14 protein-coding genes and 1 riboswitch are annotated in these 13,443 nt (G+C 65.6%); of the genes, 2 read left to right on the plus strand and 12 right to left on the minus strand.

Going from position 1 to position 13,443, the window contains the following annotated elements; translation table 11 throughout:
- Positions 1-62: 62 nt before the first annotated feature.
- From rplS to FDW81_RS12995, 8 genes are all read right to left on the minus strand, one after another.
- Positions 63-422, minus strand: a complete 360-nt coding sequence (gene rplS, locus FDW81_RS12960; protein ID WP_013601396.1) for a 50S ribosomal protein L19 — start codon at positions 420-422, stop codon at positions 63-65.
- A gap of 237 nt (positions 423-659) precedes the next feature.
- Positions 660-1,472 (minus strand): tRNA (guanosine(37)-N1)-methyltransferase TrmD, encoded by an 813-nt coding sequence (gene trmD / locus FDW81_RS12965; protein ID WP_138134601.1) that lies wholly within the window; start codon positions 1,470-1,472, stop codon positions 660-662.
- Entirely contained in the window at positions 1,473-2,021 is a 549-nt protein-coding gene (gene rimM, locus FDW81_RS12970) for a ribosome maturation factor RimM (RefSeq protein ID WP_138134602.1), read from the minus strand. It abuts the gene before it with no gap.
- Between the two features lie 111 nt (positions 2,022-2,132).
- The gene (locus FDW81_RS12975) at positions 2,133-2,375 is read right to left on the minus strand and encodes an RNA-binding protein (RefSeq protein ID WP_138134603.1); all 243 of its coding nucleotides are present in this window, start codon (positions 2,373-2,375) and stop codon (positions 2,133-2,135) included.
- 1 nt (position 2,376) lies between these two features.
- Positions 2,377-2,799: a 30S ribosomal protein S16 gene (gene rpsP / locus FDW81_RS12980; protein ID WP_138134604.1), complete on the minus strand. Its 423-nt coding sequence runs from the start codon at positions 2,797-2,799 to the stop codon at positions 2,377-2,379.
- 205 nt (positions 2,800-3,004) lie between these two features.
- The gene (locus tag FDW81_RS12985; protein WP_138134605.1) at positions 3,005-3,445 is read right to left on the minus strand and encodes a hypothetical protein; all 441 of its coding nucleotides are present in this window, start codon (positions 3,443-3,445) and stop codon (positions 3,005-3,007) included.
- 133 nt (positions 3,446-3,578) lie between these two features.
- Complete coding sequence (locus FDW81_RS12990; RefSeq protein ID WP_138134606.1) at positions 3,579-4,454, minus strand: VOC family protein; 876 nt, start codon at positions 4,452-4,454, stop codon at positions 3,579-3,581.
- A gap of 111 nt (positions 4,455-4,565) precedes the next feature.
- Positions 4,566-5,648: an amidohydrolase family protein gene (locus tag FDW81_RS12995; RefSeq protein WP_138134607.1), complete on the minus strand. Its 1,083-nt coding sequence runs from the start codon at positions 5,646-5,648 to the stop codon at positions 4,566-4,568.
- A gap of 90 nt (positions 5,649-5,738) precedes the next feature.
- A riboswitch (TPP riboswitch) is annotated at positions 5,739-5,846 on the plus strand.
- Here FDW81_RS12995 and thiC point away from each other — a divergent pair.
- Complete coding sequence (gene thiC, locus FDW81_RS13000) at positions 5,841-7,676, plus strand: phosphomethylpyrimidine synthase ThiC (RefSeq protein WP_138134608.1); 1,836 nt, start codon at positions 5,841-5,843, stop codon at positions 7,674-7,676. (Overlaps the previous riboswitch by 6 nt.)
- 72 nt (positions 7,677-7,748) lie before the next feature.
- On the opposite strand, the gene FDW81_RS13005 is transcribed toward thiC, so the two are convergent.
- Both FDW81_RS13005 and ffh read right to left on the minus strand, forming a co-directional pair.
- On the minus strand, positions 7,749-8,480 hold the full coding sequence (locus tag FDW81_RS13005; RefSeq protein ID WP_138134609.1) for an alpha/beta fold hydrolase: 732 nt from the start codon (positions 8,478-8,480) through the stop codon (positions 7,749-7,751).
- 101 nt (positions 8,481-8,581) lie between these two features.
- Complete coding sequence (gene ffh / locus FDW81_RS13010) at positions 8,582-10,165, minus strand: signal recognition particle protein (protein WP_138134610.1); 1,584 nt, start codon at positions 10,163-10,165, stop codon at positions 8,582-8,584.
- A gap of 84 nt (positions 10,166-10,249) precedes the next feature.
- Here ffh and FDW81_RS13015 point away from each other — a divergent pair, with 84 nt between their 5' ends.
- Positions 10,250-11,653 carry a glucose-6-phosphate dehydrogenase gene (locus FDW81_RS13015; RefSeq protein ID WP_138134611.1) on the plus strand — a complete coding sequence of 468 codons (1,404 nt, stop codon included), beginning with the start codon at positions 10,250-10,252 and terminating at the stop codon, positions 11,651-11,653.
- A 77-nt stretch (positions 11,654-11,730) separates the two neighbouring features.
- Here FDW81_RS13015 and FDW81_RS13020 read toward each other — a convergent pair whose 3' ends face one another.
- Positions 11,731-12,069: a P-II family nitrogen regulator gene (locus FDW81_RS13020; protein ID WP_013601408.1), complete on the minus strand. Its 339-nt coding sequence runs from the start codon at positions 12,067-12,069 to the stop codon at positions 11,731-11,733.
- Complete coding sequence (locus FDW81_RS13025) at positions 12,066-13,427, minus strand: ammonium transporter (protein ID WP_138134612.1); 1,362 nt, start codon at positions 13,425-13,427, stop codon at positions 12,066-12,068. The genes FDW81_RS13020 and FDW81_RS13025 overlap by 4 nt, the downstream gene beginning before the upstream one ends.
- Positions 13,428-13,443: the final 16 nt, after the last annotated feature.

Raw genomic sequence — 13,443 nt, forward strand, 5'->3', positions numbered from 1 at the left:
GTGCATGGCTCCGGCGCTGGCCGGATACGGCTGCGGCCCAGCCTTCGTAGGTCCGAAAGGACTTACTTGGCGGTGCTGAAGTCGCGCTTTTCCTTGATCTTCGCAGCCTTACCGCGCAGGGCGCGCATGTAGTAAAGCTTGGCACGGCGGACGTCACCCTTGGTGACGACCTCGATCTTTTCGATGATCGGGGAGTGTACCGGGAAGGTACGCTCCACGCCGACGCCGAAGGATACCTTGCGGACCGTGAAGGTCTCGCGGACGCCCTCGCCCTGGCGGCCCAGGACGAAGCCCTGGAAAACCTGGACACGGGTGTTCTTGCCTTCGATGATGTTCACGTGCACCTTGAGGGTGTCGCCCGCGCGGAACTCGGGAACATCGCTGCGCAGCGAAGCTGCATCTACGGAATCGAGAATATGCATTGTTTGCACTCCTGGTGAACGCCACAGGTCATTCACTTTGGGTCACGGCAGGAAAGCCCGGACGCCGTACTGGCGGACCGCAGATTTCTGCCGAAAGTTAAGTGTCCGGCCCCTTCACTGATTGACGGGGCCGGTTGTCTTGGCTGTTGGTTGCGCTCCCCCTGTGGCAGGTGCGGACCCAGCAGACACAAGGACTAATTTTGCCACACTGGGCAGGTTACAGCCAATCCCGGCAGGTCAGCCGTGCGGGACACCCGCGCTGTCCGGCCGGCGGCGCAGGCGGCCGTCTACGACGTCGTACCCCAGGTCCTGCAGTTCCTCGCGGTCGGCACGTGGCAGCTTGGCGGCGTCGAACCCTTCGAGGAGGTCAGGACGCCGCTCAGCGGTCCGGCGGAACTGTTCGTGCCGCCGCCACTGGGCGATCCTGCCGTGGTTGCCGCTCAGCAGCACCGCCGGCACTTCCCGCTCCCGCCACACCGAGGGTTTGGTGTAGACGGGGTACTCCAGCAAGCCGTCGGAGTGGGACTCCTCCACCAACGATTCGGGGTTGCCCACCACACCGGGCAGGAGGCGGCCGATGGCCTCAACCATGGCCAGCACAGCCACCTCCCCGCCGTTCAGGACATAATCCCCGAGGCTGACGGGACGGACGTCGAAGTGTTCCCGGGACCACTCGATCACGCGCTCGTCGATCCCCTCATAGCGGCCGCACGCGAACGCCAGGTGCTCTTCCTCTGCCAGTTCGTAGGCAAGGGCCTGGGTGAAGCGTTCGCCCGCGGGCGACGGGACGATCAGGACGGGCTTTCCCGCATTTTGCGGGCGGTCGTCAACGATCGCCGCGAGGGCCTGGGCCCAGGGTTCAGGCTTCATCACCATGCCGGCGCCGCCGCCATAGGGGGTGTCATCCACGGTCCGGTGCCTGTCCGTGGTGAACGCGCGGAGATCATGGACGCGCAGGTCCAGCAGGCCGTCCTGCCGGGCCTTTCCGATCAGCGAGAGTTCCAGCGGGGCCAGGTACTCGGGGAATATGGTGACGACGTCGATCCGCATCTACGCTTTTCCCTCCGCCTCGGGTGAGGCAGGCACGTCTTCCGAATTCAGTTCGAAGAGGCCGTCCGGCGGAGTGAGGAGGATGTACCCTTGGTCGATGTTGACTTCGGGAACGATCTGCTCCACGAAGGGGATCAGGACCTCATCGCCGGCCGGCGTGGTGACCACCAGCAGGTCCTGGACAGGCATGGTGTTGAGGGCGGCAACCTTGCCGACGACCTGGGAGCCCACCCGGGCCTCGAGCCCAACGAGCTCATGCTCGTACCAGCCCTCGTCGTCATCCTCGTCCAGTTCTTCGGTTTCGATGAAGAGCTTGGCTCCGCGGAGGGTTTCCGCTTCATTGCGGGTGGCAATTTGGTCGAACCCCAGAAGCAGGATGTCCTTGTTCCAGCGGGCGCTGCTCACGGTCAGCGGGCCATGGGATGCCGGCTCAACCACGAATTCGGTGCCAGGCACAAACCGGTCCTCAGGGGCATCGGTCAGGACCTGGACCGTAACTTCCCCGCGGATGCCGTGGGGTTTGCCGATTCGTGCCACCTGAAGCTGCATTTGTTCCTCTGTTCGGGTTGTGGTTGGTCCACGTGTACTGGTGAAAGCACTCCGGCCCCTCCACCGCATTGGTGAAGGGGCCGGAGCCAAAAACTGGAGGTTGCCGAGCGCTCAGCGGCGGCGGTCGGTGTCGACGACGTCGACCCGTACCGGCTCCCCGCCGGCCAGGGCTGCCACTACGGTGCGCAGTGCGCGCGCCGTGCGGCCCTGGCGGCCAATCACCCGTCCGAGGTCGTCCTGGTGCACACGCACTTCGAGGGTGTCCCCGCGGCGGTTGCTCTTGGAGCTGACCTTGACATCTTCCGGAGAATCAACGATCCCCCGGACCAGGTGTTCCAGCGCTTCTGCCAGCAATCTACTCAGCCTCGGTGGTCTCTGCTTCGGCCTCGGCAGGTGCTTCGGCGGCGTCAGACTTGGATGCCTTCTTGGTGATGGCTTCCGGGATGATCACGGAACCCTTTTCCGGGGCAACGAAGGCTTCCTTCTCAGACTTGGTCTTCAGGGTGCCTTCCTGGCCCGGCAGGCCCTTGAACTTCTGCCAGTCACCAGTGATCTTGAGGATCGCGGCGACCTGCTCGGACGGCTGGGCGCCGACGGACAGCCAGTACTGCGCACGCTCAGAGTCGACCTCGATGTATGAGGGCTCTTCGGTGGGGTGGTACTTGCCGATCTCCTCGATGGCGCGGCCGTCACGCTTGGTGCGTGAGTCCGCGACGACGATGCGGTAGTACGGGGCGCGCATCTTGCCGAAGCGCTTAAGGCGAATCTTTACGGCCACTGTTGTGGTCACTCCTGTTTCAGAAAAGGGGGTGAACCCGGCGTTCTGCACCCGTGGGGCGGGCCGTACTTGCGGATTCGAAGGACAGGATCCTGACGCGGAGAGAGGGGCCACGCCGATCGAGTACCTGTTTATTGTGCCAGATCAGCGTCCGGATTTCGACTTGACACCGGCGCCGGCCCCGACAGGTTGCGCCGGGGACAGCTCAGACGGACCAGACGTAGAGGCCGGTACGCTCCGAGTCGCCAATTCCGCCGGCGAGTTCGGCCACCTGGTGCACATAGGTCCGTGCCTCGGCGGCACCAAAGGGCATGTCCTCCTGGGCCGCCCACTGCTCGGCAACATCATCGAGGACATTGCCTTCGCCTTCGGTTTCGTAGGACAACAGGTCGGCCAGGGCGCGCACCATGGCCGGCGGAACCGCCAGGAGCGAGTCACTCGCCACGTCCACCATGGTCAGCTCGTAATCCGCCCCGCCGGCGTGCACAGCGATGCCGGCCAGGTCTCCCAGCTGTTCAACCTCGAAGTCGGTGATTCCCGGGATCCGGACCGCGTCACCGGCAGGCGCATGACCGCCCTGGTCAAGGATGCCTGCGCGTTCCAGCGCGGCATCATGGGTGGCCACAAAGATTTCGGTGAAGCCCATGGGGAAGTGCCCTCATTCCGTTGATGGTATGGCCCGTCAGGAAGCAGCAGATGCCGGCCGGCCGTTCGGGTTCAGCAGGTTCGGATTCAGCCTAGTACAGCCGCCGCCGGCTTCCCCGGCGGCGCGGCCCCAGTCAGCGCACTGCCACCCGGATCCGGTTCCGCCATGGATCCTCAAACCGCAGTTCGACTCCTGTGTGGCGGGCAGCAACGCCGGCGACTTTGAGGCGGTCGGCGAGGGCGCCGACGTCGTCCCCTGACGGGACCTCGATGAGCACCTCGCCGAGGCCCAGGGTGTCCTTCCGGGGTCCGGCGCCGCGGCTGTTCCACACGTTCATGGCCATGTGGTGGTGGTAGCGCCCTGCCGAGACAAACAGCGCCTGCCCATGCCAGCCGGCGGTCTTCTCGAAGCCAAGCGTCCCCACGTAGAAGTCGCGTGCCGTCTGGACGTCGCCCACCTGGAGGTGCACGTGGCCAACTCCTGCCACGCTGCCGCGCTGGCGCTCGAGGGATTCCTCGGTGAGGTGCTGCTCAAGGTACCGCTGCGGCGGCAGCGCCAGGCTGTCCATCACCACGTCCGTGCCGTTCCAGGACCAGTTGCTGCGCGGCCGGTCCCAGTAGAGCTCGATCCCGTTGCCCTCGGGATCGTTGAAGTAGAACGCCTCGCTGACCAGGTGGTCGGCACTGCCTGTAAAGGAACGGGGTTCGTACTGCGCTGCAGTGGCGATGGTTGCTGCCAAATCCGCCTGATTCTGGAACAGCAGCGCCGTGTGGAAGAGCCCGGCTTCTCCCCTGCCCGGAAGGTTCAGCCCGGGGGCCGGGGCAAGGTGCACCAGCGGCTTCTGCAGCCGCCCGAGGTACAGTCCGCCGTCCTGTTCGGCGACAACCTCAAGGCCAAGGGCCCGCTGGTAATAATCAGTCATGACGTTCATGTCGCCCACCTTGAGCATGACAGTGCCCATGGCGAGATCGGCAGGAAGAAGATCCTGGCTGGTGGCTTGTGCAGTCATTGAAAACTCCCGGTGGTCGAGGCCGTCCCGGAGCGGAGGCCTTTCACCCTTAAAATTACTTGAAGCTTCAATTTATTCCAACCCTGCGGGGGTAAAATCAGGGCCAAGTCCTCAGCCGATCACCCGCCCGCGGAGGACAACGTGCTCGGGCTCCTTCACCACCCCGGGCACCATCCGCGGATCGTCCCGGAAGAGGACCACGTCCGCGGGCGCTCCCTCCCGGATTCCCGCTGCCCCCAGCCACGTCCGCGCACTCCAGGCGGCTGCGTCAAGCGCCGCTGGCATGGGCAGTCCTGCTGCATGCAGGGCCAGGATTTCGTGGGCAATCCTGCCGTGCCGGATGACGCTGCCGGCATCGGTACCGGCATAGATCCGCACCCCTGCCTCGTACGCCTCGAGCACCCGCTCCGCCCGCCGTTGCCACAGCGACCGCATATGCGCCGCGTACCGCGGAAACTTTAGTTCTGCCCGGGCGGCAATGTCCGGGAAGGTGGCGATATTGATCAGGGTGGGCACAATCGGTACTTGCTGCTCCACGAACCGGGCAAGATGCCGTGGCAGCAGTCCGGTGGCGTGCTCCACGCAGTCGATCCCGGCATCCAGCATGTCGTCGAGCGTCTCTTCGGCAAAGCAGTGCGCCGTAACCCGCGCGCCCTCGTCGTGGGCTGCCTGCACGGCATCACGGACGACGGCGGCCGGAAAGGAGGGCGCCAGGTCGCCGGCGCCCCGGTCAATCCAGTCGGCAACGAGTTTGACCCAGCCGTCACCGGCCCGGGCCTGCTTCCTGATGGCTTCCACCAGGCCGTCGGGTTCAACCTCGTCCGCAAACCCGCGGAGGTACCGGCGGGTGCGTGCAACGTGCCGGCCGGCGCGGATGATCACCGGGACGCCGCTGCGGCCCTGCAGCCATCGTGTATCCGCAGGGGACCCCGCGTCGCGGACCAGCAGGGTGCCGGCTGCAAGATCTGTCCGGGCCTGTTCTTCGGCAACGGCAGGATCAACCGGACCGCCCGGACCGAGGCCGATGTGGCAGTGTGCGTCCACGAAGCCCGGCAGCACCCAGCCGTCCAAAAGCACGTCGGGCTCCTGCTGCGGGCGGGTGAATGTCAGCGTTCCGTCAACTGACCAGAGCCCTTGCTGCTCACGGTGGGGCCCGGTCAGAACCGCCCCGGTGAACCCGATGACTTCCGGCATGCGCACCCCTTCTTCCTCGCCCGTCAGGCTAGCACCGCAATATGACAACCGTTTTTCCTTTCACCCGCCAGGGCGCTGTGGTAGCTTCGTTCCTGACCACACGGGTGCCCCTGCAGGGGCTGAGATCGGGCTGAGGCAGCCTGCGACCGTCGAACCTGTCCGGGTAATGCCGGCGAAGGAAGTGAGTATTCCTTGAGTACACCAAAAGAACGGCTCTACCCTGCCCAAAATCAGGCCCGCAGTGCCCGGTCCGGGGCTGCCCGGGCGCAGCCATTCACACAGTCGCTGAAATCCCATTCGCTGGCCTTCGTCGAGGATGCGGAGTCCGGCATCCGGGTTCCAGTGACCGAAATTGCCTTGGAGCCCTCCCCCAACGGTGAGGCGAACGCCCCCTTCCGGACCTACCGCACGGCAGGTCCGGGCAGCGACCCTGTCCACGGCCTCAGCCCCTTCCGCTCCGGGTGGATCGTAGAGCGGGGGGACACCGAGGCGTACGGCGGCCGGGAGCGGAACCTGCTCGACGACGGCCGCTCGGCCGTCCGCCGCGGCGCAGCATCAGCTGAGTGGAAGGGGGCGCTGCCGGTGCTCCGCCGCGCCGTCGAAGGTAAGACTGTGACGCAGATGCACTATGCCCGGCAAGGCATCATCACCCCCGAGATGCGTTTCGTGGCACTGCGGGAGAACTGCAGTGTGGAACTCGTCCGCAGCGAAGTGGCCGCAGGCCGGGCCATCATCCCCAGCAACATCAACCACCCTGAGTCGGAACCGATGATCATCGGCAAGGCCTTCCTGGTCAAGATCAACGCGAACATCGGCAACTCGGCCGTCACCAGCTCCATAGCCGAAGAGGTGGACAAGCTGCAGTGGGCCACCCAGTGGGGCGCTGACACCGTGATGGACCTGTCCACCGGCGATGACATCCACACCACCAGGGAGTGGATCATTCGCAACTCCCCCGTCCCGATCGGGACTGTTCCGATTTACCAGGCGCTGGAAAAGGTTAACGGCCAAACCAACGAGCTGACCTGGGAAGTGTTCCGGGATACCGTCATTGAGCAGTGCGAGCAGGGTGTGGACTACATGACCATCCACGCCGGGGTCCTGCTGCGGTATGTGCCGCTCACCGCGCACCGGGTTACGGGCATCGTCTCGCGCGGCGGTTCCATCATGGCCGGCTGGTGCCTGGCCCACCACCAGGAAAACTTCCTGTACACGCACTTCGACGAGCTCTGCGAAATCTTCGCCAAGTACGACGTGGCGTTTTCCCTCGGCGACGGACTGCGGCCGGGTTCAACAGCGGATGCCAACGACGCAGCCCAGTTCGCGGAACTGGACACGCTGGCGGAGCTGACCGCACGTGCCTGGAAATACGATGTGCAGGTGATGGTGGAGGGCCCCGGGCACATTCCCTTCCACCTTGTCCGGGAAAACGTGGAGCGCCAGCAGGAACTGTGCAAAGGTGCGCCTTTCTACACGCTTGGGCCTCTGGTTACGGACGTCGCGCCGGGCTACGACCACATCACCTCGGCCATCGGAGCTACGGAAATTGCCCGGTACGGCACGGCCATGCTGTGCTACGTCACGCCGAAGGAACACCTTGGCCTTCCCAACAAGGATGACGTAAAGACCGGCGTCATCACCTACAAGATTGCCGCGCATGCGGCAGATCTCGCCAAGGGCCACGCGGGAGCGCACGAGCGCGACGACGCCCTGTCCAAGGCACGCTTCGAGTTCCGCTGGCGTGACCAGTTCGCCCTGTCCCTGGATCCGGTAACGGCTGAGGCGTTCCACGACGAGACCCTGCCCGCCGAGCCGGCCAAGACCGCGCACTTCTGCTCGATGTGCGGGCCGAAGTTCTGCTCGATGCGCATCAGCCAGGACATCCGGGACGAATACGGGTCAGCCCGATCACAGACAGCCCTGGCGGAAGCGGCCGCGGGCATGAAGGGAAAGAGCGAGGAGTTCCTGGCAGCCGGAGGCAAGGTCTACTTGCCGGAGCCTGCCGTTCCCATGGAAGGACCGCGTTAGCGGCCCCTGCAGGCACCCGTCCGGCTGGCAATTGGGGGCCGGCCGGACGGGGCTACACCCGGGGAGGGAGAGTCAGGACGCGCGTGCCTGCACCCGGCTGGCATCGCTGATGAAGGACCGGATGATGCGGTCCCCCTCGACGGAGTCATGGGGCCGGTGCCCGCCGGTGGCAGTGCGGTGAAGGGCCCCGGTTTCCCGGAGGTAGCCGGCGATCTCCTCATACAGGGGTTCCCAGCCGCCGGTCAGGACGAGCGTCGGCACCCCGGGCACGATGTGCAGCGGAGCTTCCCAAAAAGGGGCCTGCAGCCGCAGCCGCCTGGCAGAGCGCTTCTCCTCCGCCGTGACCGGCTGCTGAAGATCGGTGGCGTAGACCCTGCGGACGAATTCCCGCTGGAAGTCCTCGTCATTGAGCTGGTGCCTGACGGCGAACAGGGGCTGCATCAGCCCGATATGTGCCGACGTGGCGGGCAGTTCGGCGGTCAGTGAAAGGCAGGCCGGTTCCACCAGCGTCAGCGAGTAGACCAGATCGGGACGTTCGACGGCGGCCATCATCGCTGCGATGGCGCCCTGGGAATGTGCCACAACGTGCCCGCCGGCGACGCCGCGGCCGTCATCGGCTAGGGACCGCAGCAGGATGCGGGCATCCTCCCCGAAGGAGGATTCGACGGGTTCAGCCGTGGGATCGTATCCATGCCGGCGCAGGAACAGGGCGTCGTAGGACAAGGCCATGCCATGCTGCCGGGGCCATGCCGCAGCACCGAAGCTGCCCGCGCCGTGCACGAACACTACCCTCTGCTTGAACATGACCCAACCCTATTCCACGGCAACGACATCCCAAGTGAGCAGCAGCTGGTGTCGTTATGAACACTCAAAACGACACCTGCTGCTGCCTGGCCGGGGAAGCGTTACTTGCCCAGGAACTTGTCGAAGCCCTTGGGCAGGTTCAGCTGGGAAGGATCGAAATCACCCGGCTGCTGGCCAAAGGCTGCTCCGGTGGGAAGCGCCTTGGCAGCGTTGGCCCGGCGGGCCTCGGCTTCCTTGCGCTCCTGGGCAGCCTTGGCCGGGTTGCCGGACTTGGCCTTCTTCTTGGGCGCGTTCTTGGCGTTCTTCCGGGCCCCGCCGCCGGCACCGGGCAGCCCCGGCATTCCGGGCATCCCCGGCATGCCGCCCTGGGCCATCTTCTTCATCATCTTCTGGGCCTGGGCAAAGCGCTCCAGCAGGCCGTTGACCTCGGACACGTGGACTCCGGAACCGCGGGCGATGCGCGCACGGCGTGAACCGTTGATGATCTTGGGAGCCACGCGCTCGTGCGGGGTCATGGACCGCACAATGGCCTCCACGCGGTCAATCTCGCGCTCGTCGAACTGCTCCAGCTGCTGGCGGATGTTCTGCGCACCCGGCATCATCATGAGCATCTTCTTCATGGACCCCATGTTGCGGATCTGCTGCATCTGGGCAAGGAAGTCCTCGAGGGTGAAGTCCTCCTGGTCAGCGAATTTCTTCGCCATCCGGGCTGCCTCGTCCTTGTCCCAGGACTTCTCCGCCTGCTCGATCAGGGTGAGGACGTCACCCATGTCCAGGATGCGCGAAGCCATCCGGTCCGGGTGGAAGAGTTCGAAGTCGTCCAGGCCTTCGCCGGTGGACGCAAACATGACCGGCTTTCCGGTGACCGACGCGACCGAGAGGGCGGCACCGCCGCGGGCGTCGCCGTCGAGCTTTGACAGGACGATGCCTGTGAAGTTGACGCCCTCATCGAAGGCAAGCGCCGTGTTCACGGCGTCCTGGCCAATCATCGAGTCGATGACGAACAGGACCTCGTTGGGAACGATGGCGCGGCGGATCTGGCGCGCCTGCTCCATCATGTCCGTATCCACGCCCAGGCGGCCAGCGGTGTCAACGATCACGACATCGTGCAGCTTCTGCCGGGCTTCCTCCACACCGGCACGTGCAACGGCTACAGGATCGCCTGCGGGCTGGTCGAGCTCGGTGGACGTGGCACCGGGGTGGGGCGCGAACACCGGCACCTTGGCGCGCTGGCCCACCACCTGGAGCTGGGTGACGGCGTTGGGGCGCTGGAGGTCGCACGCCACCAGCATGGGGCTGTGGCCCTGGGCCTTGAGCCATTTGGACAGCTTGCCGGCGAGGGTGGTCTTACCGGCACCCTGGAGACCGGCCAGCATAATGATGGTGGGGCCGCTCTTGGCCAGGCGGATCCGGCGGGTTTCGCCGCCGAGAATCTCCACGAGTTCCTCATTAACGATCTTCACGATCTGCTGGCTCGGGTTCAGTGCACCCGAAACCTCGGCACCGAGTGCCCGTTCCCGGACCCGGCCGGTGAACTCACGGACTACTGGTACGGCAACGTCGGCGTCCAGAAGGGCACGGCGGATCTCGCGGACTGTTGCATCAACATCGGCCTCGGTGAGGCGTCCTTTTCCGCGGAGATTCCTAAAGGTTGCTGTCAACCGGTCAGAGAGTGAATTGAACACGCGACGTGCACTTCTTTCAGTGGATGATCGGGACTCGACTATCTAGGGTACCAAGTCGGGACCTGAAGGTGGCATGCTGGCAAAATGACGAGCCAACCAACTGTAAGAACCCTGCTCATCCTTGGCGCCTCAGGAGACCTTACCGGCCGGCTGCTGCTCCCAGGCCTTGCCCGGCTGGTGGCCAAGGGCCGGGCGGCAGGGCTGCAGCTTGTCGGAGCAGGCTCCGATCCCTGGACTCCTGAGCAGTGGCGGGAGCGGGTGCAGGCGTCCTTCGCAGGGGCGGCAGGGGCCGCGGGCCCCGAGTGGAAGGAGGCCCTCCAGGCCCTCGAAAAGGAAACGGTGTACCACCAGCTGGATGTCACCGCCGAGGGCGCCCTCGCGTCGCTGCTTTCCACCCTCGATGGCCCCACCGCCGTCTACTTCGCGCTGCCGCCCCGGATCAGCCAGCTCGCCTGCGAGTCCCTCCGGCCCGGGCAGGTCCCGGCGGGCACCCGGCTGGTGATGGAAAAACCCTTCGGTTCCAGCGAGGAATCTGCCCGGTCCCTGAACCAGACCCTGGTCCGGCTGGTCCCCGAAGACCACATCCACCGCGTGGACCACTTCCTGGGCAAGGCCACGGTGCTGAACATCCTGGGCCTGCGCTTCGCGAATAACTTCCTGGAACCGGTGTGGAACCGGCAGCACGTGGAAAAAGTGGAAATCATCTTTGACGAGGACCTGGCGCTGGAAGGCCGGGCACGATATTACGACGCTGCCGGTGCCCTGCGGGACATGATCCAGAGCCACCTCCTGCAGATCATGGCACTGATGGCCATCGAGCCTCCTGCAAGCATTGGTGAACGTGACCTGCGCGATGCCGTTTCCACAGTGCTGCGCGCGAGCAGCGTCCGGCCCCCGTATTCCGGGTCCACCCGCAGGGCACGCTACACAACCGGCCAGGTGGGCGGGAAGGTTGTTCCGGACTACGCCCGGGAGGAAGGCGTGGACGCGGCGCGGGAAACCGAGACCCTCGCCGAGGTGCAGGTGAACATCGATAACTGGCGCTGGAAAGGCGTGCCGTTCATCCTGCGGTCCGGCAAGGCGCTGGGTGTGAAACGCAAGGAAGCCGTGGTGACCTTCCGCCCGGTCCCCCACCTGCCGCAGGGTTTCACCGGGGTCGACGCACCCAACCAGCTCCGGATCGGCTTCGGGCCGGACACCCTGGCCTTCGACGTCGATGTCAACGGGCCGGGCAACATCTTCAGCCTGGGCCGGGTAACGCTGGATGCGGAGCTGAGCGCATCCGAACTCCTCCCCTACGGTGAGGTCCTTGAAGGCGTGCTGGCGGGCGACCCGCTGCTGTCCGTCCGCGGCGACACGGCGGAGGAATGCTGGCGGATTGTCGAGCCCGTGCTGAAGGCCTGGCAGCAGGATGCGGTGCCGTTGGAGGAGTACGACGCCGGCTCTGCAGGTCCCGCCGGCTGGCCCACCACTGCAGCAAGGGACTAAGCGGGACAACAGCAGGGCGGGCAGGAAACCGTCCGGTTTTCCTGCCCGCCCTGCTGTTGTTGTCTTGTGTGGCTGCCCTAGATGGCTGCGACGCCGCGTTCGCCGGTGCGGACGCGAACCGCCTCGGAGACGTCGACGGTCCAGACCTTGCCGTCCCCGGCCCTGCCCGTATTCGAGCTGGCGATGATGACGTCCAGGATGTCGTCGGCCTGTTCGTCCGTGGCCAGGACCTCGACCCGGATCTTCGGCAGCAGGTCCACGTTGTACTCCGCACCGCGATAGACCTCCGTGTAGCCGCGCTGCCGGCCGTAGCCGCTGGCCGCGCTGACCGTCAGACCCTGCACGCCATAGGCCTCCAGTCCTTCCCGGATGGCTTCGAGCTTTTCCGGCCTGACGATCGCAGTAATCAGTTTCATGCCCCCACGCTTTCCTTGCCTGTTGCTGATTCAGTCTTCTGCGCATCCGCTGTTGCTGCGGAAGCCTGCGCGTTGTCTGTCTGGGTCTTGCCCGTGATCATGTCGTGCAGCGGCTGGAAGCTCCCGCCGTGGCCGCCGACGCCGAACTCGTAGGCGGTCTCGGCGTGGAGGCTGAGGTCCACACCCACCGTCTCCTGTTCCTGCGAGACCCGGAAGCCCATGGTCTTGTGGATGGCCAGGGCGATGATCGCCGTCAGGATGGCCGAGTAGGCGATGGCGATGCCGGCGGCTGCGAGCTGTGCCCACATCTGGGCCATGCCGCCGCCGTAGAAGAGGCCGCCGCCCACACCGTCGGCAGGCAGTGCGATGAAGCCCAGTGCCACGGTGCCGATGATGCCGGAGACAAGGTGTACGCCCACGACGTCCAGTGAGTCATCGAAGCCCCAGCGGAACTTCAGGCCCACGGCCAGGGCGGAGGCCACGCCTGCCACGACGCCGAGGCCAAGTGCTGCGACCGGGCTGACGTTGGCGCAGGCGGGGGTGATGGCGACGAGGCCGGCAACGACACCGGAGGCTGCACCCAGCGAGGTGGGGTGGCCGTCGCGGATTCGCTCGGTCACGAGCCAGCCGAGCATTGCGGCAGCGGGGGCGGCGAGGGTGTTCACCCAGATCAGGCCGCCCTGTTCCGCGGTGGCGGCAGCGCCGCCGTTGAAGCCGAACCAGCCGAACCACAGGATGGCTGCGCCGAGCATCACGAACGGGATGTTGTGCGGGCGGTGGTTCGGGTCCTTTCCGAAGCCCTTGCGGTTGCCGATGATCAGGACCAGGACCAGTGCTGCAACGCCGGCGTTGATGTGGACAACGGTGCCGCCTGCGAAGTCGATGGCCGGGCCGAGGGCCTGACCCACTGCGCCTTCGGGACCGAAGAGTCCGCCGCCCCACACCATGTATGCCAGGGGGCAGTAGACCAGCGTGACCCAGACGGGCACGAAGACGCTCCAGGCGCCGAACTTGGCTCGGTCCGCGATGGCGCCGCTGATCAGGGCGACGGTGATGATGGCGAAGGTGGCGGCGTAGCCGACCTTGATCAGCCCGTCAGGGGTGTCGATGCCTTCCAGTCCGAACGTGGCGAACGGGTTGCCGACGATCTGCAGGAAGCCCTCACCGGAGCTCATGGAAGCGCCCCATAGAACCCAGACAACTCCCACCATGCCAATGGAGATGAAGCTCATCATCATCATGTTCAGCGCGGCTTTGGCCCGGGTCATGCCGCCGTAGAAAAATGCCAGACCCGGTGTCATGAGCAGCACAAGCGCCGCCGACACCATGATCCATACGTGACCTGCGGTAAGTTCCATGGTGCACGTCCTTCCT

It is taken from the genome of Pseudarthrobacter sp. NamB4 (genome assembly GCF_005796185.1).
In the GTDB taxonomy this organism is placed as follows: Bacteria; Actinomycetota; Actinomycetes; order Actinomycetales; family Micrococcaceae; genus Arthrobacter.

Coding starts and splice junctions, on each gene's coding strand:
- rplS (WP_013601396.1), bottom strand. CDS start 422: ATGCATATTCTCGATTCCGTAGATGCAGCTTCGCTGCGCAGCGATGTT.
- trmD (WP_138134601.1), bottom strand. CDS start 1,472: ATGCGGATCGACGTCGTCACCATATTCCCCGAGTACCTGGCCCCGCTG.
- rimM (WP_138134602.1), bottom strand. CDS start 2,021: ATGCAGCTTCAGGTGGCACGAATCGGCAAACCCCACGGCATCCGCGGG.
- FDW81_RS12985 (WP_138134605.1), bottom strand. CDS start 3,445: ATGGGCTTCACCGAAATCTTTGTGGCCACCCATGATGCCGCGCTGGAA.
- FDW81_RS12990 (WP_138134606.1), bottom strand. CDS start 4,454: ATGACTGCACAAGCCACCAGCCAGGATCTTCTTCCTGCCGATCTCGCC.
- FDW81_RS12995 (WP_138134607.1), bottom strand. CDS start 5,648: ATGCCGGAAGTCATCGGGTTCACCGGGGCGGTTCTGACCGGGCCCCAC.
- FDW81_RS13005 (WP_138134609.1), bottom strand. CDS start 8,480: ATGTTCAAGCAGAGGGTAGTGTTCGTGCACGGCGCGGGCAGCTTCGGT.
- FDW81_RS13015 (WP_138134611.1), top strand. CDS start 10,250: ATGACGAGCCAACCAACTGTAAGAACCCTGCTCATCCTTGGCGCCTCA.
- FDW81_RS13020 (WP_013601408.1), bottom strand. CDS start 12,069: ATGAAACTGATTACTGCGATCGTCAGGCCGGAAAAGCTCGAAGCCATC.
- FDW81_RS13025 (WP_138134612.1), bottom strand. CDS start 13,427: ATGGAACTTACCGCAGGTCACGTATGGATCATGGTGTCGGCGGCGCTT.